This is a genomic window from Salipiger sp. ABN3_019 (genome assembly GCF_056158605.1).
Map to the genome: position 1 here is coordinate 1,283,682 of NZ_JBSWTP010000009.1, position 21,666 is coordinate 1,305,347.

Sequence of the window (21,666 nt, forward strand, 5' to 3'; positions counted from 1 at the left end):
GCAGCGGCGGCGCTGCTTGTGATGAAAAAAGGCCGGGCACAAAGCCCGGCCAGGTCCAACAGGGAGGTGCATGTGATAACCCGCACATGCAACGGGAACTCTGTGTCTTTCGAGGAGGCCAGTCAGCCTCCTATCCGAAAGGCTAGGTCACCCTATCACCAAGTCCAGTGTCAACCAATGGGCGAGTGAGACGGGGTTGGCGGAAAACCGCGTGGACGTGACATTTCCGCCGATTTGTCAGGCAACCAGTCTGTATCCCCCGGATTCAGTGACCAAAATTCGAGCGTTCGAAGGATCGGGCTCGATTTTCTGGCGCAGGCGGTAAATGTGCGTCTCCAGCGTGTGGGTCGTCACACCGGCGTTATAGCCCCAAACCTCATGCAGCAGGATCTCGCGCGGCACCACGCCTTCGGTCGAGCGGTAGAGGAACTTGAGGATGTTCGTCTCTTTCTCGGTCAGGCGAATTTTCCGGTCGTCTTCGGTGACCAGCAGCTTCATCGAGGGTTTGAACGTGTAAGGCCCAACGGTGAACACCGCGTCCTCGGACTGTTCGTGCTGGCGCAGCTGCGCGCGGATGCGGGCCAGCAGCACCGGGAATTTGAAGGGTTTGGTCACATAGTCGTTGGCGCCCGCGTCGAGGCCAAGGATCGTGTCCGCATCGGTGTCATGGCCGGTCAGCATGAGGATCGGCGATTTGACCCCCTGCTTGCGCATCAGCTTGCACAGCTCGCGGCCATCGGTGTCGGGCAGGCCGACGTCGAGAATGAGAAGATCGTAGACCTGTTCCTTGGCGCGGGCCATTGCGGCGGCGCCGGTCTCGGCCTCGAACACCTCGAAATCCTCGGTCATGACCAATTGCTCGGCCAGCGCCTCGCGCAGGTCGTCGTCATCGTCCACCAGCAGGATATTCTTGATCTGGGCCATCTGCCTCTCCGTCTTCGTGTTGGTGGATCACATGTAACCGCAGCGGCGTACAGACAAGTTTTGCTGCAGCGATGTCACGCTCTCGTGTTGCGCGCGGGCTTTTGTTACAGGATTGAAGCTGCTTTGTTTCAGCGCCTTCCCGGGCGGGCCTGCCCGGGTGTACCCTCTGCCCGGCCCGCCGGGCCAAGACAGGAAGATGCAGATGACCCTCGCGCCCGATCTCGGAGAACTCCTCGCCCGCGCCCGCGCGGATCTGCGCATGGGCGTGCCGGTCGTCCTGCGCACGGCCAGCGGTGCCGGTGCGCTGGTGGTCGCGGCCGAGACAGTCTCGGCGGCGCGGCTGGCGGTGTTGCGCGCGCTGCCAGGGGACCTTGACCTGACCGTCACCGCGCGCCGCGCCGAGACACTGAAAGCGCGGGCCTATGATGGTGATCTGGCGCGGGTGATCCTGCCGCAGGACGCAGGTCTCGACTGGGTGCAGGCGATTGCCGATCCCGCCGATGACCTCGCCAAGCCGATGAAGGGCCCGCTCGCCACCCGCCGCGGCGGCGACACCGGGCTGCACCGGCTGGCGATCACCCTAGTGAAATCCTCGCGCCTGCTGCCCGCCGCGCTGATCCTGCCGCTGGACGACCCCGAGGGATTTGCGCAGGGCGAATGCCTGACCGTGGTCGAGGCCGACCCCGCCGGACCCTACATGCTGACGCTGGCGCGGCTAGACCACGTGGTCGCCGCCAAAGTGCCGCTGCGCGCGGCACAGAACGCCCGGCTGCACATCTTCCGCCCCGAGGATGGCTCGGACGAGCATTACGCCATCGAGATCGGCCGCCCGGACCGTTCGCTGCCGGTGCTGTCGCGGCTGCATTCGGCCTGTTTCACCGGTGATCTTCTGGGCTCGCTGAAATGCGACTGCGGCCCGCAACTTAATGCCGCGCTGGCGCAGATGGGGGCTGAGGGCTCGGGTGTGCTGCTTTACCTCAACCAAGAGGGCCGGGGCATCGGGCTGGCCAACAAGATGCGCGCCTACGCGCTGCAGGATCAGGGGTTCGACACGGTCGAGGCGAACCACCGCCTCGGCTTCGAGGATGACGAGCGCGACTTCCGGCTCGGAGCCGAGATCCTGCGCAAGATGGGCTTTGGCGCGGTGCGGCTGCTGACCAACAACCCCGCCAAGATGGCGATGATGGAGCGCTGCGGCATCACCGTCGCCGAGCGCGTGCCGCTGAAGGTGGGCGAGAACGCCTTCAACGAGCGCTACCTTGCCACCAAGGCCGCGAAATCGGGCCACCTGCTGTGAGCGTCTCTGACCTGCTGCTGACCCGCGCCGGGCTGCGGTTCGACGGGAGGCTCTGGCCCTGCGTCATCGGGCGCGGCGGCGTGCGTGCGGGCAAACGTGAGGGCGATGGCGCGACCCCGGTGGGGTTACATCGGATCGTCGCGATGCTCTATCGGCCCGACCGCATGGCGCAGCCCGCGCCTTGGGCGAGCCCCATAAGTCTGCGTGATCTGTGGTGCGACGATGTCGCCTCTCCGGCTTACAATCAGTTGGTCGAAGCGCCCTTCGCGCCCAGCCATGAAACCCTGCGCCGCGCCGATCCGCTTTATGATCTTGTGCTGATCACCGATTGGAACTGGCCCGAGGCGGAGCCCGGGCGCGGCTCGGCGATCTTCCTGCATCAGTGGCGGCGGCCGGGATATCCGACGGCCGGGTGCATCGGCTTTGATCCCAGCGATCTGCGGCGTATTGCGGCGCGGCTCAGGCCGGGGGCGCGGCTGGTTGTGCCCGAGGCGCTGGACGGGTGGCGCGTCGGCTGAGAGGTCAGCAGCGGGGGTTTCACACCCCCGCGCCCCCGTGGGATGTTTCCGTCTAGACGAAGCGCTCAGGCGCGCAGGCTTTGGGCCACGCCCTCGAGCAGGCCGAGGCATTGCGCCAACTGGCCGCGGGTGACGAACTCGTCGGGCTTATGCGCCTGTGCGATCTCGCCGGGGCCGCAGACCACCACCGACATGCCCATCTGCTGGAAGAGCCCCGCCTCGGTGCCGAAGGGCACGACGTCGGCGGAATTGCTGCCGGTGAGCCGGGAGATGAGGTCGCGCGCCTCATTGTCGGGCAGGGGCATCAGGCCCACCACCTCGCCGATCACCTCGGTGGTGATCTCGGCGTTCGGGTGCACGGCGCGCATCGCGGGCAGCAGCTCGTTCTCGACGCAATGGGCGAGCGCCTCTTTCACGAATTCGGCGTCGCCGGGCTGCACCGGGCGCATCTCCCAGTCGATCTCGGCCTTTCCGGGGATGACGTTATGCGCGGCGCCGCCCGCGAGACGCCCGACGTTCACGGTGGTCCACGGCGGATCGAAGCGGCTGCCCTGCGGCGCGCGCACCTTCAGCGCCTCGGCCAGTTCCATCAGCCGGTTGGTGTAGCGCAGCGCGTAGAGCACCGCATTGACGCCCCGATCCGGCGCCGAGCCATGGCCCTCGAGCCCGTGAAACCGGGTGGTATATTCGCAGCAGCCTTTGTGACCCTCGATCAGCCGCATCCCCGTTGGCTCGCCGATGATCGCCATGCGCGGCGCATAGCCGAGGCGCTGCAACTCGGGCACCAGCGCGCGGGCACCGAGGCAGCCGACCTCTTCGTCATGGGTGAAGCACAGGTGCAGCGGGCGCTTGAGCTGCATCTTCGAGACCGGTTCGGCCAGCGCCAGCGCGGCGGCGATGAAGCCCTTCATGTCGCAGGTGCCGCGGCCATAGAGGTGGTCCTGCCGCTCGACGAGGGTGAAAGGATCGCTGGCCCAGTCCTGATCGGTCACCGGCACCACGTCGGAATGACCCGACAGAACCACGCCGCCCGGCACATCGGGGCCGATGGTGGCAAAGAGATTGGCCTTGCCGCCGCCGGGATCACGGAAGATCTCGACCTTCGCGCCGAGGTGCTCGAGGAAATCGGCCAACATGGTGATCATCGCCAGATTGCTCTCGCTCGAGACGGTCGGGCAGGCGATCAGATGCGACAGATGCTCTTCGGTGGCGGCCAGCAGGCTGGCGGTGTCGCTGATCTGAGGCTCGGACGGGCGCAGGAACATGCGGCGGGGTCCTTCTTAATGGGCTTTGGCTTGCTGGGCGCGGCGCGCGTCCGCCATTGATGCCGCGCAATCGGCGCGGATGAAAGGGGGGCGGCGGGCTGAAACACGCCTCTGGCGCCGCGGTTCATGGCGGAGCGGCGCCGGATCTTCGTGCCTCGCAGGTTTCGACGGGGAATTCGGCGCCGCTGCCTCAGAAATGGGCGTTCGCGAGAGTCTTGAGCCGCATCTCGGGCAATTCTGCGCGCAAAATTGGCAATTTCGTCGGTTTGGACGGTTGGCTGACGCAGGGAAACGCTCGGACGATCGACCTGCGAGAGCTTTTTCGATGGCGAATTTGTACCGTGAAGCGCCGCATTTCTGCCCGGACGTCCTGCAGCGTGGCGAATCTCTTCGCGATTTCCGCTACACGGTTGCAACGCGGGACGCGACGCGGTTTTATCTTTCGCAAGACAGCGGAGAAAAATCCGCGGAACACACAACGGGGAGCCGGATTTGCCAGATACCGGAGCAAGCGACGCATTCGTCGCCTTCGAGCGCGTGCAGAAAAGCTATGATGGCGAGACACTTGTCGTCAAAGACCTGAACCTGAGCCTGCCTAAGGGCGAGTTCCTGACCATGCTGGGGCCGTCGGGCTCGGGCAAGACAACCTGCCTGATGATGCTGGCGGGTTTCGAGACAGCCACCCACGGCGAGATCAAGCTGGATGGCGTGTCGATCAACAACATCCCGCCGCACAAGCGCGGCATTGGGATGGTCTTCCAGAACTACGCGCTGTTCCCGCATATGACCGTCGCCGAGAACCTCAGCTTTCCGCTCGAGGTGCGCAAGATCGGCAAGTCGGACCGCGAGGCCAAGGTCAAGCACGCACTCGACATGGTCGAGATGGGGGCCTTCGGCGGCCGCCGCCCGGCGCAGCTTTCGGGCGGTCAGCAGCAGCGGATCGCGCTGGCGCGCGCGCTGGTGTTCGAGCCCGAGCTGGTGCTGATGGACGAGCCGCTCGGCGCGCTCGACAAGCAGCTGCGCGAGAAGATGCAGTTCGAGATCACCGATCTGGCGCACCGCCTCGGGATCACCGTGGTCTATGTGACCCACGACCAGACCGAGGCGCTGACCATGTCGGACCGCGTCGCCGTGTTCAACGACGGGCGCATCCAGCAGCTTGCGCCGCCGGACCAGCTTTATGAGCAGCCCGAGAACAGCTTCGTGGCGCAGTTCATTGGCGAGAACAACACGCTCGAAGGCACCATCGCCGAGATCAAGGGCGACAATTGCGTGGTCAAGCTCGATGGCGGCGAGGTGATCGACGCCAAGCCGGTCAATGTGACCAAAGTGGGCGAGCGCACCCGCGTGTCGATCCGCCCCGAGCGCGTCGAATACAACAAAGACCGTCTGCAGGAAGGCGCCCATACGCTCAAGGCCAAGGTGCTTGAGTTCATCTATATGGGCGACATCTTCCGCACCCGTCTGGAAGTGGCCGGCAACCGCGAGTTCGTCATCAAGACGCGCAACGCGCCGGACCAGGTGCGGCTGACGCCGGGCACCGAGATCGAGATCGGCTGGCTGCCCGAAGACTGCCGCGCGCTCGACGCCAACTGACGAGACTCTGCCCGCGCCGCCCCTCCGGCAGGGGCGGGCGGTGCGGACCGGAAAGGCTCTGGCGGGGTGCCCGTGCCGCAGAGCCGCAAGACAGAACGGGCATTTTAGGGAGTACCAGATGAAACTGACCAAGACCCTCCTGGCCACGACCGCGCTTACGGTTGCCGCTGGCGCCGTCTCCGCGCAGGACATGGCCGATGACATGACCCTCGTGTCGTGGGGCGGTGCCTATCAGACGAGCCAGATCAAGGCATATGCCGACCCCTACAAAGAGATGCACCCCGAGGTGAACATCTCTTGGGATGAGAGCTCGGCTGAGGCGGTCGCAAAGCTGCGCGCCATGAACGAAGCCGGCAACATCACCTGGGACCTCGTCGACGTCGTGGCCGCAGACGCCATCCGTCTCTGCGACGAAGGCCTGGCGATGGAATACGACCCCGAAGACCTGCTCGCCGAAGGCGACGACGGCTCCTCGGCCGAGGATGACTTTGGCGACATGATCGTGTCGGATTGCTTCATCCCGCAGATCGTCTATTCGACCACCTTCGGCTACCGCACCGACATGGTGCCCGAAGGCACCGAGCCGCCGTCCGACATCTGCTCGATCTTCGATCTCGAAGCCTACCCGGGCAAGCGCTCGCTCGAGAAGCGTCCGATCAACAACATGGAATGGGCGCTCTACTGCGACGGCGTGGCCAAGGATGAGATCTACGACGTTCTGGCAACCCCGGAAGGTCAGGATCAGGCCCTCGCCAAGCTCGACACCATCAAGGACGACGTGATCTGGTGGTCCGCCGGTGCCGACACCCCGCAGCTGCTGGCTGACGGCGAAGTCTTCATGGGCTCGACCTACAACGGCCGTCTCTTCTCGGTGATCGAGGAGCAGGACCAGCCGGTCGCCATGATGTGGGACATGCAGGTGTTCGACCTCGACGGCTGGATCATTCCCGAAGGTCTCGACGATGCCGCTCTGGCGCGCGTGAAGGACTTCGTGAAGTTCGCCACCGACACCCAGCGTCTGGCGGATCAGGCAGCCTACATCTCCTATGGTCCGGCGCGTGAATCCTCGGCTCCGCTGGTTGGCCAGCACGCCGAACTGGGCATCGACATGGCGCCGCACATGCCGACCGATCCGGAGAACGCCGCGAACACGCTGCTCTACAACTACGAGTTCTGGGCCGATTATCGCGACGACATCGACGCGAAGTTCCAGTCCTGGCTCGCGCAATAAGCGCAGTTGCATGATGGAGAGGGGCCGCGCGGCCCCTCTCTGCCAATAAAGATATAAAATCAAAGAATAACAGACCCGCAGGGGGTAGGATGACAGCTTCGACCGACGTCCCGGAGAAAGAAGCCAACGGGCCCATGCTGGCCGCCGACGGCACGCCGCTGAAAAAGAGCCTGTCGCGGGCCTTGCGCGTGCAGAAGATGCGGGCGCTGGCGCTGATCGCGCCGCTGCTGATCTTCGTTCTGGTCACCTTCATCGCACCGATCGGGGACATGCTGTTCCGCTCGGTCGAGAACCAGATCGTCTCGGACACGATGCCCAAAACGACGCAGGCACTGGCCGACTGGGATGGCACCGGACTGCCGTCCGATCAGGTGTTCGAAGACGCCTATTACGATCTTTTCGTCGCGGCGGAACGCAAGCTGCACACCCGTCTCGGCAGCCGTTTGAACTATGAGCAGACCGGCGCGTCCTCGCTGTTCCGCAAGTCGGGCCGCGGGCTCGACGATATCGGCGAGGTATATCAGGACCAGTTCGAAGACCTCGACGAGAACTGGGACGAGGCGCAGCCTTGGGCCGAAATGATGGGCTCGGACGACTGGCTGGAAAAGGAAGCCGCCTGGGAAAAGGGCGACCGCCTGCCGAAGTTCGCGCTGCGTGACGGCGTGGAAGACCTGCTGCCGCGCACCGCCGAGCAATACGAGATTTTCGCCAATTACACCCACCGCGAAGAGGGCGACTCGCTGCTCGAGGAAGAGCCTTGGTCGGCGGTGCATACCGCGCTCTACCAAGACCTCGCAGCCAATGATTACGCCAGCTATAGCGGTCCTCATGCGGATATGCTGAAGGCGGCCGACCAACTGGTCGCCAGCCCCGATTTCGAGACTGTCGGCTTCAAGGACGGCTTCGGCGAGATCGACAAGGACTGGTTGGAGCCGGAGATCTGGCGCACGCTGAAGCTCTACGCGCCGAAATACACGTCGGGGTATTTCCTCAACTCGGTGGATATGAAGCTGACGCCCGAGGGCGCCGAAGCCCGCCCCGAGAACGAACGCATCTACATCATGCTGTTCAAGCGCACGCTGTTCATGAGCCTCGTGATCACCTGCAGCTGTATCCTGCTGGGCTACCCGGTGGCCTACATCCTGTCGAACCTGCCGGCGCGCAAGGCGAACCTGCTGATGATCCTCGTGCTGCTGCCGTTCTGGACCTCGCTGCTGGTGCGGACCTCGGCGTGGAAGATCATGCTGCAGCAACAGGGCGTCATCAACGACGTGCTGGTGTGGATCGGGCTGGTCTCGGACGACGGGCGCCTGACGATGATCAACAACCAGTTCGGCACGATCGTGGCGATGACCCATATCCTGCTGCCGTTCATGATCCTGCCGATGTATTCGGTGATGTCGACGATCCCGCATTCCTATGTGCGCGCCTCGAAGTCGCTGGGTGCGACCGACTGGACGACGTTCTGGCGGGTCTACTTCCCGCAATCGGTGCCGGGCATCGGCGCGGGCTCGATCCTCGTGTTCATCCTGTCGATCGGCTACTACATCACCCCCGAGATCGTCGGTGGTACCACCGGTACCTTCATCTCGAACCGGATCGCCTACCATATCTCGACCTCGCTGAACTGGGGCCTCGCGGCCGCGCTCGGCTCGATCCTGCTGGCGGTGGTTCTGATCCTCTACTGGGCCTACGACCGTATCGTCGGCATCGACAACGTGAAGCTGGGGTAACGACATGAGTGCTGTCATTCTCACACCCGCCGTCAAGAAACCCCTCAACTTCACCCTCCCGGTGGTTGCCGCCGCCGGGGCCTTCGCCGGGGTTTTCATCGGCGCGGCTAACGGCTCGGTGCTGCTGGGCATCATCATCGTCGCGCTGGTGATGGCCGGCGTCGCCTATCTGGCGCTGCAGGTGCTGCCCAAGGAGCAAGAGAAGCTGGTGCGCTGGGGGCTGATCATCGTGCTGGCCGTGCTCGGCTTTGTCACGGGGGGCGTCTCGGGCGCGCTGGTCGGCGCGCTCTTTGGCTGGTTCTTCGGATGGTTCATCTACTGGATCGGCTATGGCCGCTACCGCGTGCCGCTGGTGCCCTATCTGACTGCGAACCAAGTGCTTTGGCACTACAGCTTCCGGGTGCTCTGCGGTGCGATCTTCGTGTTCCTGATCACGCCCATCCTCGTGATCATGCCGCTGTCGTTCAACTCGCAGGACTTCTTCACCTTCACCCCCGAGATGCTGCGCTTCGATCCGGCGGGCTACTCGCTGAAGCACTACCGTGACTTCTTCACCAACCCCGAGTGGACCAGCGCGGTGAAGAACTCGCTGATCATCGCGCCGCTGGCGACGATCATCTCGGTCAGCCTCGGCACGCTGGCGGCCATCGGTCTGTCCCAGAGCCATGTGCCCGGCAAGCGCGCGATCATGGCGATCCTGATCTCGCCGATGATCGTGCCGCTGATCATCTCGGCCACCGGCATGTATTTCTTCTACTCGAAGATCAACATCGTCGGCACGCTGACCGGTGTGGTGCTGGCGCATGCGGTGCTGGGCATTCCCTTCGTGATCATCACCGTCACCGCGACGCTTGTGGGCTTTGACCGCAGCCTCGTGCGGGCGGCGGCGAACATGGGGGCGAACCCGGTGACCACCTTCTTCAAGGTGCAGATGCCGCTGATCCTGCCCGGCGTGATCTCGGGCGGGCTGTTTGCCTTCATCACCTCTTTCGACGAGGTTGTGGTGGTGCTGTTCATCGGCTCGGCCGAATTGCAGACCCTGCCATGGCAGATGTTCACCGGCCTGCGTGAGCAGCTGTCGCCAACCATCCTCGCGGCTGCGACGGTCTTGGTGTCGATCTCGATCCTGCTTCTGGCGACTGTCGAGATGCTGCGCCGCCGGTCCGAGCGCCTGCGCGGCATGTCGCCGGGCTGAGGAACCTCACAGAGACAGAGCTTCGAAGAGCCGCGGAATTCCGCGGCTCTTCATCATTCGGAAACCCCGCATCGGTCATGCTGCGCAGAACGGTTGCAGTCCAACTCGCGTGGTTCCTATGTCCCAGCACGATTCCCAGCTCATCGCGCAGACGCGCAACAGCAATGTCGGCGAGGTGCCGTTTGAGCTGAAGGACCTGTTCTTCTCGCGCACCGACGGGCGCGGGGTGATCATCCACGGCAACAGCGTCTTCCGCAAAATCTCGGGCTACATGTGGGAGGAGTTGAAGGGCGCCCCGCATAAGGTGGTGCGCCATCCCGACATGCCCAAAGGCGTGTTCCAGCTCTATTGGGATAAGCTGAAGGCCGGGGATTACGTCGCCGCCTACGTCAAGAATAAGGCCAAGGACGGGCGCTATTACTGGGTGCTCGCCGTCGCCTGGCCGATCGAGGGCGGCTATATCTCGGTGCGGGTGAAGCCCTGCTGCGGCCTGCTCGAGAAGGTGAAAGAGATTTACGCAAAGCTGCGCGAGGGCGAGACCGAACAGGGCGTCAGCCCGGTGCGCAGCATGGAGCAGCTGATCACCCTGCTGGCTGAGGAAGGCTATACCTCCTACGAAGGTTTCATGACCGCCGCGCTGGCGCAGGAGCTGGAAGAGCGTTCGCGGCGCATGGGCGTGAAGCTGGGCCAGCGCCAGCAGCGCTTCATGACGATGGCGAAAACGATCCTGCAAATCCGCGAGGAAACCGACCGGATGACCGAGATCATCAAGGCGATCCGCACGGTGCCGATGAACATGCGTATCCTCGCCTCGCGGCTCGAAAACGCCGGCGGGCCGATCAGCGCGATCTCGGTGAACTACGGCTCGATGCTCGATGAGATGGCGGCTTGGGTGCGCGCCTTCGTCGAAGGGGAGGACAGCACCTACATGCGGATGCTGACCACGATCCAGCAGGGGCAGTTCCTCGTCTACGCTGGCAGCTTGCAGGCGGAAATGTCGGCCATCTTCCAAGAGGATGTGCGCCATGCCGCCGCCAAGGAGGATGTGATCCGCGATAAAGAGACGCTCATCGCCGAAGAGATCGCCTTCCAGAAGGCGGCCATCGACGCGCTGAAGGTGGTTGAGATCGAAGCGACCCGCCTAGGCCGTTCGGTGCTCGACATGAAGCGCTATGTCACGGGCCTCAGCTCTACCCGCATGATGTGCAAGATCGAAAGCGCGGCGCTCTCCGGCACGGGCGACTCGCTGGCGGGGATCGTCGATCAGCTGGATGCTGGGCAGGACGAGATCGAGGCGCGGCTGGCGCGGATTGTCGAGCTGAACACGGTGATCCAGTCCAACACCGCCATGCTGCGCGCGATGAGTTGAGACACTGGATGAGTTGAGACACTAAGGGGTGATACTGGAAGGGTTGAGACACAAACGGCCCGCGCGATGCGCGGGCCGTGGTCGGGATGCGAAACCCGGGGTGGGGCGCAGGGCCCCGGCTGGATCGCTCAGGAGCGGACCAGCTTTTCGTAGGTCTCGGCGATGTCGCGGGTCAGCGCGCCAACCTCAAAGGTGTAATCGCCGATCTGCCCAACCGGGGTGACCTCTGCGGCGGTGCCGGTCAGCCAGCACTGCTCGAAGCCTTCCATTTCTTCGGGCATGATGTGGCGTTCGTGCACGGTGATGCCCTTTTCCTTCAGCAGCTTGATCACCGTCTGGCGGGTCAGGCCGTTGAGGAAGCAGTCGGGCAGCGGCGTGTGCACTTCGCCGTCCTTGACGAAGAAGATGTTGGCGCCGGTCGCTTCGGCCACATACCCGCGGTAGTCCATGAACAGCGCGTCCGAGCAGCCCTTGGCTTCAGCCGCATGCTTGGAGGTGGTGCAGATCATGTAGAGGCCCGCGGCTTTGGCGTGGACCGGGATGGTCTCGGGGCTCGGGCGTTTCCATTTCGCGATGTCGAGCTTGGCGCCCTTCATCTTCGCGTCGCCATAGTAGTTGCCCCAGGCCCAGGCCGCGATGGCCAGCCGCACCGGGTTGCGTGCCGAGGCGACACCCATGTCCTGGCCCGCGCCGCGCCATGCGACGGCGCGCACATAGGCGTCGGTGAAACCATTGGCCTTCAGCACGGCATCCTTGGCGGCATCGATCTCTTCGGCGGTGTAGGGGATTTGCATATCCAGCTCACCGGCGGAGAAATGCAGGCGCTTCGAGTGCTCGTGGCCGAGGAAGATCTTGCCATTGTAGGCGCGCTCCCCTTCGAACACCGAGCTTGCATAATGCAGCGCGTGGGTCAGGACATGTACCTGAGCATCCCGCCAGTCCAGCATCTGGCCATCCATCCAGATCTTGCCGTCGCGATCGTCGAAAGCTCCGTCCATGGGTCATCTCCTTCAATTGGGCGCTTTGCATAAATTGCGTTTATTACGTCCGATCCGGGCATAAAGTTGCGCAAAAACTGCGACTCGCTAACAGTTCGCTATTGGAATGTCAACAACGCTGACTTAAAGTGCAGAAAACGAACTTTTGGGGGAGCGATGGCAGACGCGACGGCAAGTCAGGTTCAGGGCGGAGAATCCCTGCTCTATCTGACGGATGAGCAGCTCAGGCAGGGGATCGAGGCGATGTTCTTCGCCTATCGCGGGTTCACCGCCGATCCGGACCGCATTCTGCAAACGCTGAGCTACGGCCGCGCGCATCATCGCGCCATCCATTTCATTCATTGCGCGCCGGGCACCACGGTCAACAATCTTCTGGCCATTCTGGGGGTGACCAAACAGTCGCTGAACCGGGTGCTGCGGACCTTGGTCGAGGATGGTTTAGTGGAAAGCCGCGTTGGCCGCGCCGACAAACGCGAGCGGCACCTCTATCTGACCGAGGCCGGCGACGCGCTGGAAAAGCAGCTTTCCGATGCGCAGCGCGCGCGGATGCGCGCCGCTTACCGGCAGGTCGGCCCCGAGGCGGTGGCGGGCTTCAAGCAGGTGCTCGAGGCGATGATGGACCCCGAGATGCAGCGTCAGTACCAGAAGCTGCGGGAGAACCGCGGATGAGTGATCCCGACGCACATCTGCTGATCGTCGATGACGATGAGCGGATCCGCAGCCTTTTGCAGAAGTTCCTGATCCGCAACGGCTTTCTCGTGAGTGCCGCGCGCGATGCGGCGCATGCGCGGCGCATCATGGCCGGGCTCGATTTCGATCTCATCGTGCTGGATGTGATGATGCCGGGCGAGGATGGCATCAGCTTCACCCGCGCGATCCGCGCCGAACGGCAGACGCCGGTGCTGCTGCTGACCGCGCGCGGCGAGACCGAAGACCGCATTGCCGGGCTCGAGGCCGGGGCAGACGATTACCTTGCCAAGCCCTTCGAGCCGAAGGAACTTTTGCTGCGGATCAACGCCATCCTGCGGCGGATGCCGGAAACCATCGTGACCGATGCCGCCCAGCCCAAGCTGCTGACGCTCGGCCCCATCCGCTACGATATCGAGCGGGGCGAGATGTGGCGCGGTGACGATCTGGTGCGGCTGACCGCGACGGAAAGCCAGCTCATGCGCATCTTCTCGGCCAAGCCGGGGGAGGCGCTGAGCCGCACCAAGCTGGTCGAAGAACTGGGCCGCGACAAAGGGCAGGCGCAGGAACGCGCAGTGGATGTGCAGATCACCCGTCTGCGCCGCAAGATCGAGAGCGATCCGAAACAGCCGCGCTACCTGCAGACGGTGCGCGGCGCGGGCTACATGCTGGCGCCGGACTGACGCCCCTCTCTTTTGCTGGCCCCCTTGTTCTAACTGGGGAATCGCGGTCTCCTGCGGTGAATTTGCAACCGGAGGAGGGCTGCGATGGGCACCGCACTGATCACCCATGCCGACTGTCTTGACCACCTGACGCCAGAGGGCCACCCCGAACAGGTGGCCCGGCTAGATCACGTCCTGCACGGGCTGCAAGGGCTGGACCTGCTGCGCCTTGCCGCGCCGCGCTGCGAGGACCGCGACATCCTGCGCGCCCATCCGCAGCGCTACCTCGACCGTTTGGTCGCCGAGGTGCCTGGCACTGGGATGCACCGGCTCGATGAGGATACATGGCTTTCGCCACGTTCGATGGAGGCGGCGCGCCGCGCGGTCGGCGCTGCCGTGCGCGCGGTGGATGCGGTGATGGCGGGCGAGGCGCGCAATGCCTTCTGTGCCACCCGCCCGCCGGGGCACCATGCCGAGGCCGAGACGCCCATGGGCTTTTGTCTCGTCGGCAACGCCGCCATCGCCGCCAAACACGCGCTCGACCGGCATGGTCTCGATCGCGTGGCCGTGGTGGATTTCGACGTGCACCATGGCAATGGCACGCAGGCGCTGCTCTGGGACGAGCCGCGCGCGCTGCTGATCAGCTCGCAGCAATATCCGCTCTGGCCCGGCACCGGGGCCGCGGCCGAGCGCGGTGGTCACGACAATGTGCTCAATATCCCGCTGCCGCCGGGCAGCGGCGGGGCCGAGATGCGCGCCGCTTACGCCGAACAGACCTTCCCCCGGCTCGCGGCCTTCGAGCCGGAGCTGATCATCATTTCCGCGGGGTTTGACGCCCATGCCGACGATCCGCTGGCCGAGCTGAACTGGACGGAAGAAGACTTTCGCTGGATCACACAGCAGCTGTGCCGCGCCGCGCAGGGCAGCGCGCGGGGGCGGGTGGTCTCGGTTCTCGAAGGTGGCTATGATCTGCGCGCGCTCGCGGACTCGGCCCGGGCGCATGTACAAGAATTGATCGAGGCAGGCAGATGAGTGAGACCCCCGTCGCGGAGATGAGCTTTGAACAGGCAATGGGCGAGCTCGAGCAGGTGGTGACCCAGCTCGAGCGCGGCGAGGTGCCGCTGGAGGAGTTGATCACGCTCTACCAGCGCGGCAGCGAGCTGCGGAAACATTGCGAGGAAAAGCTCAAGGCGGCCGAGGAAAAGGTTGCCGCGATCACCCTCGACGCGAATGGCGAGCCCGCGGGTACCAAGCCTGTCGAAGGGCTCTGAGCCTCGATGTTTGCCGAATCCCTAGTCAGCGCCGCGGCGTCGGTCGCCGCGCATCTCGAGGCCGTTCTGGACGAGCATGACGCGCTGCCGGTGGTCGAGGCCATGGGTTATGCCACCCGCGGCGGCAAGGCGCTGCGCGGCTATCTGGTGCTCGAGAGCGCGCGGCTGCATGGCGTGCCCGAGGGCCATGCCATTTGGCCCGCCTGCGCCATCGAGGCAGTGCATGCCTATTCGCTGGTGCATGACGATCTGCCCTGCATGGACGACGATGATCTGCGCCGCGGCCTGCCCACGGTGCATCGCAAATGGGATGAGGCCACCGCGGTTCTGGCGGGCGACGCGCTGCAATCGCTCGGCTTCGAGCTGGTCAGCGATCCGCGCTGCCATCCCTCGGGCGAGGTGCGTGCCGATCTGGTGCTGTCGCTGGCCCGCGCGGCGGGCGCGCGTGGCATGGTGAAGGGGCAGGCGCTCGACATGGCCGCCGAACGCACCGATGTGCCGCTCGATCTGGCGCAGATCACCGCGCTGCAGGCCGGCAAGACCGGGGCGCTGATCCGCTGGTCCGCCGAGGCTGGCGCGCGACTGGCAGAGGTCGACCCGGCGCCGCTCTCGGCCTATGCCGACCGGCTGGGGCTGGCCTTCCAGATCGCCGATGACATTCTGGATGTCGAAGGCGATGCCGCGATGATGGGCAAGGCCGTCGGCAAGGACGCGGGCCGTGGCAAGGCCACTTTCGTGTCGCTGCTTGGGCTGGAGGCCGCCAAGCGCCGCGCGCAGGATCTGGTGGACGAGGCCTGTGACGCACTATCTCCCTATGCAGACCGGGCGGAAAACTTGCGGGCTGCAGCCCGCTTCGTTATCTCCCGCAGCAATTGACGCCAGAGGTGCACCCTATGTCCTCCCGCCCCGAAACGCCCGTTCTCGACCGCGTGGCAACTCCTGCCGATCTCAAGCGGCTTTCCGACGACGAGCTGCACCGGCTGGCGCATGAATTGCGCGCCGAAACCATTTCGGCTGTGTCCGAAACGGGCGGTCACCTTGGCGCGGGGCTGGGTGTGGTGGAGCTGACCGTGGCGCTGCACGCAGTCTTTGACACGCCGCGCGACAAGCTGATCTGGGACGTCTCGCACCAGTGCTATCCGCATAAGATCCTCACTGGGCGCCGCGACCGCATCCGCACGCTGCGCATGAAAGAGGGTCTTTCGGGCTTCGCCAAACGCTCCGAGAGCCCCTATGATCCCTTCGGCGCGGGCCACAGCTCGACCTCGATCAGCGCCGCGCTCGGCTTTGCGATGGCGCGCGAGCTGGGCGGCGCCTGCGAGACCGGCCTTGGCGATGCCATCGCGGTGATTGGCGATGGCTCGATGTCGGCGGGCATGGCCTATGAGGCGATGAACAACGCCGGGCATCTGGGCAAGCGGCTGATCGTCATCCTCAACGACAACGAGATGTCCATCGCGCCGCCCACCGGCGCCATGTCCTCCTATCTCAGCCGCCTCTATGCCGAGGCGCCGTTCCACGATCTCAAGGCCGCCGCCAAGGGCGCGGTGAGCCTGCTGCCGCCGCCGTTTCGGGAAGGGGCGAAACGCGCCAAGGAAATGCTCAAGAGCATGACCGTCGGCGGCACGCTGTTCGAAGAACTGGGCTTTTCCTATCTCGGCCCGATCGACGGCCACGACATGGACCAGCTGCTGCCGGTGCTGCGCGCGGTCAAGGCGCGCGCTGACGGGCCGATCCTGATCCACGTGCTGACCAAGAAGGGCAAGGGCTATGGCCCCGCCGAGCATTCCGCCGACCGCGGCCATGCCCGCGCCAAGTTCGATGTGGTCACCGGCGAGCAGAAAAAAGCGCCGTCCAACGCGCCCGCCTACACCAAGGTCTTTGCCAAGGAGCTGACGAGGCTCGCGGCGCAGGACCCCCGGGTCTGCGCGGTGACCGCCGCCATGCCCGATGGCACCGGCCTCGACCTGATGGCCGAGCGCTTCCCCGAGCGGGTGTTCGACGTGGGCATCGCCGAGCAGCATGGCGTCACCTTCGCCGCCGGCCTCGCCGCGGGCGGGATGAAGCCCTTCTGCGCCATGTATTCCACCTTCCTGCAGCGCGGCTACGATCAGGTGGTGCACGACGTGGCGATCCAGCGCCTGCCGGTGCGCTTCGCCATCGACCGTGCGGGCCTCGTGGGCGCCGATGGCGCCACCCATGCGGGCGCCTATGACATCGCCTTCATGGCCAACCTGCCGGGCATGGTGGTGATGGCCGCCGCCGATGAGGCGGAACTGGTGCATATGACCGCCACGGCGGCCGCGCATGACGAGGGCCCCATCGCCTTCCGCTACCCGCGCGGCGAAGGGGTTGGCGTCGAGATGCCCGAGACGCCCGAGATCCTTGCCATCGGCAAGGGCCGGATGATCCGCGAGGGCAAGACCGTGGCCATCCTCAGCTTCGGCACCCGCCTCGCCGAGGTGCTGAAGGCTTGCGAAAAGCTCGAAGCGCGCGGCATCTCGCCCACCGTCGCCGACGCCCGTTTCGCCAAGCCGCTCGACCGCGATCTGATCCTGCAACTGGCGCAGGACCACGAGGCGCTGATCACCATCGAAGAGGGCGCCGTGGGCGGTTTCGGCAGCCATGTGGCGCAGCTTCTGTCGGAGGAGGGAGTGTTCGATCACGGGCTGAAATTCCGCTCCATGGTGCTGCCCGACACGTTCATCGACCATTCGAGCCCGGCGGATATGTACGCCACGGCGGGTCTCAACGCCGAGCAGATCGAAGAAAAAATCCTCACCACCCTCGGCGTCGATGTGTTGAACAAGCGCGCCTGACCCCGCAAAGGTCCTTCTTCTCTTTAAGAATACGCCGGGGGAGTCCGCGCCAGCGGACGGGGGCAGCGCCCCCCAAACCCTGCAAGGGCCCGGCCATGCCTCGCATGTGCGGCGCGCACGCTCCCGTGTGAGCGCCGCCAAAGCCCTTGCCCCATGGCATCTGAGCCTTTATGGACCCGCCCACACCGGTCGCAGCCTACCCGGTCATCAAAACAAGGGTTAAACCATGAAGACTATCGTTATCTGCTCCGGCGGGCTGGATTCCGTCTCGCTCGCCCATATGGTCGCAGCACGGCACGAGCTCACCCGCCTTGTGTCCTTCGACTATGGCCAGCGCCATGCCAAGGAACTGGACTTCGCCAAGGCCGCCGCCGAACGCCTCGGCGTGCCGTTCCACCGCATCGACATGCGCACCATCGGCGCCGCGCTCACCGGCTCTGCGCTGACCTCCGACATCGACGTGCCCGACGGGCATTATGCCGAAGAGACCATGCGCATCACCGTGGTCCCGAACCGCAACGCCATCATGCTGGCCATCGCCTTCGGCGTCGCCGCGGCCAATGGCGACGAGGCGGTCGCCACCGCCGTGCATGGCGGGGATCATTTCATCTACCCCGACTGCCGCCCCGGCTTCACCCGCGCCTTTGAGACCATGCAGCGCCACGCGCTCGACGGCTACGCGGATGTGTCGCTCTACACGCCCTTCGTCGAGCGGACCAAGGCTGACATCGTCACCGAAGGCGCCAAGCACGGCACGCCCTTCGCGCAGACGTGGTCCTGCTACAAGGGCGGCGAGACGCATTGCGGGCGCTGCGGCACCTGCGTCGAGCGGCGTGAGGCCTTCCATCTGGCCGGCGTCACCGACCCCACAATCTACGCCGATCCGGATTTCTGGCAGCAGGCCATCGCAGCGCGGGAGGAGGCGTGATGTACCGCATCAGCAAGGAGTTTCACTTCTCCGCCTCGCACCAGCTGGTGCATCTGCCCGCAGAACACCAATGCGCCCGGATGCATGGGCACAATTACATCGTCGTGGTCGAACTGGTAGCGCGCGAGCTGAACGCCGACGGTTTTGTGCGCGACTATCACGAGCTGGCGCCGCTCAAGGCCTATATCGACGAAAGCTTCGATCACCGGCATCTCAACGATGTGCTGAACGTGGCCTCCACCGCCGAGAACCTCGCCCGGCATTTCTACGAGTGGTGCGCCGCGCGCTGGCCCGAGACCGCCTCGGTCAAGGTCAGCGAAACGCCGAAGACATGGGCCGAATACCGGCCTGCGCCGCTGGCGGCCTGACATGGGTCTGCGCATTGCCGAGATTTTCGGCCCGACGATCCAGGGCGAGGGCGCGCTGATCGGCGAGCCCACGGTTTTTGTCCGCGCCGGTGGCTGCGATTACCGCTGTAGCTGGTGCGACAGCCTGCACGCGGTGGACAGCGCCTTTCGCCACACGTGGGCGCCGATGAGCGACGCCGAGGTCTGGGCCGAGGTCACCCGCCTTTCGGGCGGGCGTCCGATCACCGTCTCGCTGAGCGGCGGCAACCCGGCGATTCAGGACTTCGGTCCGGTGATCGAGATGGGCCGGGCCGCGGGCTACCGCTTCGCCTGCGAAACGCAGGGCTCGGTGGCGCGGGGCTGGTTCGGGCGGCTCGACACGCTGGTGCTCAGCCCCAAGCCGCCCTCGAGCGGTGAGACGGTGGACTGGAGTGCCTTCGCGGACTGCGTGCAGGCGGGGCAGGGCGCGCGGCAAACCGTCATGAAGATCGTCATCTTCGACGAGGCTGACTATGCTTGGGCGAAGGACGCCCATGCCCGCCACCCCGACCTGTCGCTCTATCTGCAGCCCGGCAACCCCGAAGTCGACCCCGATGTGCCGGTCGATCCGCAAAGCCTCGCCGACCGCCTCCTGTGGCTCACCGAATGTGCCACCGCCGACGGCTGGTTCGCCCCCCGCATCCTGCCGCAGCTGCATGTGCTCCTTTGGGGCAACAAGCGCGGCGTCTGAATTTCCATTTCCGGAGATCCCGAAATGACCGACAGCATCTACAGCAACCTCAAGCAACTCGGCGGCGCCACGGTGCTGCCCGCCTCGCCCGAACAGGCGGAGCTCGAGCGGGTGCCCAACCCGCAGGCCGATGTGGCCTACAATGTGCGCTTCACCGCGCCGGAGTTCACCTCGCTTTGCCCGATGACCGGACAGCCCGATTTTGCGCATCTGGTGATCGACTATGTGCCGGGGCAATGGCTGGTGGAGAGCAAGGCGCTTAAGCTCTATCTCGGCGCGTTCCGCAACCACGGCGCCTTCCACGAGGATTGCACCATCTCTATCGCGCGGCGACTGGCGGAGTTTCTCGATCCGCAATGGCTGCGTATCGGCGGCTATTGGTATCCGCGCGGCGGCATCCCGATTGACGTCTTCTACCAGACCGGGCCGATGCCCGAGGGCGTGTGGATCCCCGATCAGGGCGTGCCGCCCTACCGCGGACGCGGCTAAGGGCGAGAGTGCCGGAGGGTGGGGGCGCTGCCCCCGCCCGCCTTTGGCGGACTCCCCCGGGATATTTGGGTCTAGACGAAGGCCTCAGCTTTCCTCTGCGAGCAGGGCGGCGAGGCCTTTTCGATAGTCCGGGTAGAGAAGCTCGATGCCCAGTTCCTGCTTGATGCGGTCGTTCCGGACGCGTTTGTTTTCCGCGTAGAAACTGCGTGCCATGGGGCTCATGTCGGCCTCGTCGAAAGGGACCGCGGGCGGCGGCGGCATGCCCAGCAGTTCGGCGGCGTGCAGCAGGACGTCTTCCGGCGGGGCCGGATCATCGTCGCAGAGATTGTAGATCGCGCCGGGGCGGGGCTGGCGGATCGACGCCTCGAGCACCTGCGCAATGTCCTCCACGTGGATGCGGCTGAACACTTGGCCCGGCTTGATGATGCGCCGCGCGGTGCCTTGCCTCACCTTCTCGAAGGGACCGCGCCCGGGACCGTAGATGCCCGCAAGGCGGAAGATGTGCAGCGGCAGCCCGTCGATGGCTTGCCATGCCTCCTCGGCCTGCTTGCGGGCCTTGCCGCGGGCGGTGCTGGGGGTCAGGGGCGTTGCCTCATCGACCCAGCCGCCACCGTGATCGCCATAGACGCCGGTGGTCGACAGGTAGCCGACCCAAGTGAGATCGGCAGCGCGCGCCTTGATCGCGGCGCCTATTTCGGCCAGAGCCGGATCGCCGCCGTCGCGCGGGCCAGCAGAGACGAGCACGTGGCTGGCCTCGGCCAGCGCGACCTCGAGCGCGGCGGCTTCCCACAGCACCGGCTCGACGCCCTGCGCCCGCAAGTCACCCGCCTTCGAGGGGTCGCGGTGGGTGCCGAGGATGCGCCAGCCCTGCGCCTGCAGGCGGCGTGAAAGGGCGCATGCGCAATAGCCATGGCCGAGGGTGAGAAGTGTTCCTGTCATGTGGCGCAAACTGGGGCGCGGCGCGCGGCTTGGCAAGGCCTGTCGGGCGGCCCGCCGGCCGGCAAGCTTTCGCCGAAGAGCGGCCGCGCCGCGACGGCAGGCGCTCTTGGCGATAGGCAGCGCTTTAAGATCGCGTTAATTAGTCACCGTCGTGAAACAGCCGGTATTCCCGCATGTCCCGAAAGACCGAAATGACCCGCCGCGCGACGGTGCTCGCGCTGCTTTTGTCGCCCTTGGCCGCCTGCTCTGCGCAGCAGGAAGAGGCTCAGCCGGTTCAGCGCTTCAACCCGCCGCTCTATCCCAATGAGACGCCAGAGTTGCGGGCCTCGATCAACCGCTGGGCGGATTACTACGAGGTGCCTCGCAAGCTGGTGCACCGGCTTGCCATCCGCGAGAGCACACATAATCCCGAGGCGCGCAACGGGCCCTATTACGGCCTGCTGCAGATCCTGCCCGCGACAGCGCGCAGCATGGGGTTCCGCGGTACGCCCAGCGATCTTTACAATGCCGACACCAACCTTCGCTATGGGGTGAAATACCTGCGCGGTGCTTGGCTGCTGTCTGATGGTAGTCAGGACCGGGCGATCGGCTGGTACGCGCGGGGCTATTATTACGAGGCCAAGCGGCGCGGCATGCTGGTCGAGACCGGGTTGCGGCCCGGCTGAGCC

22 protein-coding genes are annotated in these 21,666 nt (G+C 65.2%); 18 read left to right on the forward strand and 4 right to left on the reverse strand.

Features of this window, described 5'->3' with window-relative positions; all coding sequences use genetic code 11:
* Nucleotides 1–237: 237 nt before the first annotated feature.
* The gene (locus ACXAD2_RS14355) at nucleotides 238–924 is read right to left on the reverse strand and encodes a response regulator transcription factor (RefSeq protein WP_066101966.1); all 687 of its coding nucleotides are present in this window, start codon (nucleotides 922–924) and stop codon (nucleotides 238–240) included.
* A gap of 202 nt (nucleotides 925–1,126) precedes the next feature.
* Here ACXAD2_RS14355 and ribA point away from each other — a divergent pair, with 202 nt between their 5' ends.
* A complete protein-coding gene (gene ribA, locus ACXAD2_RS14360) occupies nucleotides 1,127–2,221 on the forward strand; it encodes a GTP cyclohydrolase II (RefSeq protein ID WP_475171377.1) in 1,095 nt (364 codons plus the stop codon).
* Nucleotides 2,218–2,739 (forward strand): L,D-transpeptidase family protein, encoded by a 522-nt coding sequence (locus tag ACXAD2_RS14365; protein WP_475171381.1) that lies wholly within the window; start codon nucleotides 2,218–2,220, stop codon nucleotides 2,737–2,739. Before ribA ends, ACXAD2_RS14365 begins: the two co-directional genes overlap by 4 nt.
* 65 nt (nucleotides 2,740–2,804) lie before the next feature.
* On the opposite strand, the gene argE is transcribed toward ACXAD2_RS14365, so the two are convergent.
* Complete coding sequence (gene argE, locus ACXAD2_RS14370) at nucleotides 2,805–4,004, reverse strand: acetylornithine deacetylase (RefSeq protein ID WP_475171385.1); 1,200 nt, start codon at nucleotides 4,002–4,004, stop codon at nucleotides 2,805–2,807.
* A gap of 492 nt (nucleotides 4,005–4,496) precedes the next feature.
* On the opposite strand from argE, the gene ACXAD2_RS14375 reads away from it, so the two are divergent.
* From ACXAD2_RS14375 to ACXAD2_RS14395, 5 genes are all read left to right on the forward strand, one after another.
* The gene (locus ACXAD2_RS14375; RefSeq protein ID WP_066101958.1) at nucleotides 4,497–5,600 is read left to right on the forward strand and encodes an ABC transporter ATP-binding protein; all 1,104 of its coding nucleotides are present in this window, start codon (nucleotides 4,497–4,499) and stop codon (nucleotides 5,598–5,600) included.
* A 118-nt stretch (nucleotides 5,601–5,718) separates the two neighbouring features.
* Entirely contained in the window at nucleotides 5,719–6,831 is a 1,113-nt protein-coding gene (locus ACXAD2_RS14380; protein ID WP_475171390.1) for an extracellular solute-binding protein, read from the forward strand.
* An 89-nt stretch (nucleotides 6,832–6,920) separates the two neighbouring features.
* Nucleotides 6,921–8,564 (forward strand): ABC transporter permease, encoded by a 1,644-nt coding sequence (locus ACXAD2_RS14385; protein WP_475171391.1) that lies wholly within the window; start codon nucleotides 6,921–6,923, stop codon nucleotides 8,562–8,564.
* A 4-nt stretch (nucleotides 8,565–8,568) separates the two neighbouring features.
* Nucleotides 8,569–9,759, forward strand: coding sequence for an ABC transporter permease (locus ACXAD2_RS14390; RefSeq protein ID WP_066101950.1), 1,191 nt, complete (start codon nucleotides 8,569–8,571; stop codon nucleotides 9,757–9,759).
* A 118-nt stretch (nucleotides 9,760–9,877) separates the two neighbouring features.
* Nucleotides 9,878–11,128, forward strand: a complete 1,251-nt coding sequence (locus tag ACXAD2_RS14395; RefSeq protein WP_475171394.1) for a PAS domain-containing protein — start codon at nucleotides 9,878–9,880, stop codon at nucleotides 11,126–11,128.
* A 128-nt stretch (nucleotides 11,129–11,256) separates the two neighbouring features.
* On the opposite strand, the gene ACXAD2_RS14400 is transcribed toward ACXAD2_RS14395, so the two are convergent.
* The gene (locus tag ACXAD2_RS14400) at nucleotides 11,257–12,126 is read right to left on the reverse strand and encodes a branched-chain amino acid aminotransferase (protein ID WP_224898876.1); all 870 of its coding nucleotides are present in this window, start codon (nucleotides 12,124–12,126) and stop codon (nucleotides 11,257–11,259) included.
* Nucleotides 12,127–12,282: 156 nt separating this feature from the next.
* Here ACXAD2_RS14400 and ACXAD2_RS14405 point away from each other — a divergent pair, with 156 nt between their 5' ends.
* From ACXAD2_RS14405 to queF, 10 genes are all read left to right on the forward strand, one after another.
* Entirely contained in the window at nucleotides 12,283–12,795 is a 513-nt protein-coding gene (locus tag ACXAD2_RS14405) for a MarR family winged helix-turn-helix transcriptional regulator (protein ID WP_066101940.1), read from the forward strand.
* Nucleotides 12,792–13,496 carry a response regulator gene (locus ACXAD2_RS14410; RefSeq protein ID WP_066101937.1) on the forward strand — a complete coding sequence of 235 codons (705 nt, stop codon included), beginning with the start codon at nucleotides 12,792–12,794 and terminating at the stop codon, nucleotides 13,494–13,496. The genes ACXAD2_RS14405 and ACXAD2_RS14410 overlap by 4 nt, the downstream gene beginning before the upstream one ends.
* An 84-nt stretch (nucleotides 13,497–13,580) precedes the next feature.
* The gene (locus ACXAD2_RS14415; protein ID WP_475171403.1) at nucleotides 13,581–14,507 is read left to right on the forward strand and encodes a histone deacetylase family protein; all 927 of its coding nucleotides are present in this window, start codon (nucleotides 13,581–13,583) and stop codon (nucleotides 14,505–14,507) included.
* Complete coding sequence (locus ACXAD2_RS14420) at nucleotides 14,504–14,746, forward strand: exodeoxyribonuclease VII small subunit (RefSeq protein WP_475171404.1); 243 nt, start codon at nucleotides 14,504–14,506, stop codon at nucleotides 14,744–14,746. Before ACXAD2_RS14415 ends, ACXAD2_RS14420 begins: the two co-directional genes overlap by 4 nt.
* 6 nt (nucleotides 14,747–14,752) lie before the next feature.
* Nucleotides 14,753–15,622: a polyprenyl synthetase family protein gene (locus ACXAD2_RS14425; protein WP_475171406.1), complete on the forward strand. Its 870-nt coding sequence runs from the start codon at nucleotides 14,753–14,755 to the stop codon at nucleotides 15,620–15,622.
* Nucleotides 15,623–15,639: 17 nt separating this feature from the next.
* Nucleotides 15,640–17,565 (forward strand): 1-deoxy-D-xylulose-5-phosphate synthase, encoded by a 1,926-nt coding sequence (gene dxs / locus ACXAD2_RS14430; RefSeq protein ID WP_475171407.1) that lies wholly within the window; start codon nucleotides 15,640–15,642, stop codon nucleotides 17,563–17,565.
* Between the two features lie 226 nt (nucleotides 17,566–17,791).
* The gene (queC, locus tag ACXAD2_RS14435) at nucleotides 17,792–18,493 is read left to right on the forward strand and encodes a 7-cyano-7-deazaguanine synthase QueC (protein WP_475171409.1); all 702 of its coding nucleotides are present in this window, start codon (nucleotides 17,792–17,794) and stop codon (nucleotides 18,491–18,493) included.
* Nucleotides 18,493–18,861: a 6-carboxytetrahydropterin synthase QueD gene (queD, locus tag ACXAD2_RS14440; RefSeq protein ID WP_475171410.1), complete on the forward strand. Its 369-nt coding sequence runs from the start codon at nucleotides 18,493–18,495 to the stop codon at nucleotides 18,859–18,861. The genes queC and queD overlap by 1 nt, the downstream gene beginning before the upstream one ends.
* 1 nt (nucleotide 18,862) lies before the next feature.
* Nucleotides 18,863–19,570 (forward strand): 7-carboxy-7-deazaguanine synthase QueE, encoded by a 708-nt coding sequence (gene queE / locus ACXAD2_RS14445; protein ID WP_475171412.1) that lies wholly within the window; start codon nucleotides 18,863–18,865, stop codon nucleotides 19,568–19,570.
* 24 nt (nucleotides 19,571–19,594) lie between these two features.
* Nucleotides 19,595–20,059 carry a preQ(1) synthase gene (gene queF, locus ACXAD2_RS14450; protein ID WP_475171414.1) on the forward strand — a complete coding sequence of 155 codons (465 nt, stop codon included), beginning with the start codon at nucleotides 19,595–19,597 and terminating at the stop codon, nucleotides 20,057–20,059.
* 84 nt (nucleotides 20,060–20,143) lie between these two features.
* On the opposite strand, the gene ACXAD2_RS14455 is transcribed toward queF, so the two are convergent.
* The gene (locus ACXAD2_RS14455; RefSeq protein ID WP_475171416.1) at nucleotides 20,144–20,998 is read right to left on the reverse strand and encodes an SDR family oxidoreductase; all 855 of its coding nucleotides are present in this window, start codon (nucleotides 20,996–20,998) and stop codon (nucleotides 20,144–20,146) included.
* 173 nt (nucleotides 20,999–21,171) lie between these two features.
* Between ACXAD2_RS14455 and ACXAD2_RS14460 the strand changes: the two genes are divergently transcribed.
* A complete protein-coding gene (locus ACXAD2_RS14460) occupies nucleotides 21,172–21,663 on the forward strand; it encodes a transglycosylase SLT domain-containing protein (RefSeq protein ID WP_475171420.1) in 492 nt (163 codons plus the stop codon).
* Nucleotides 21,664–21,666 lie beyond the last annotated feature (3 nt).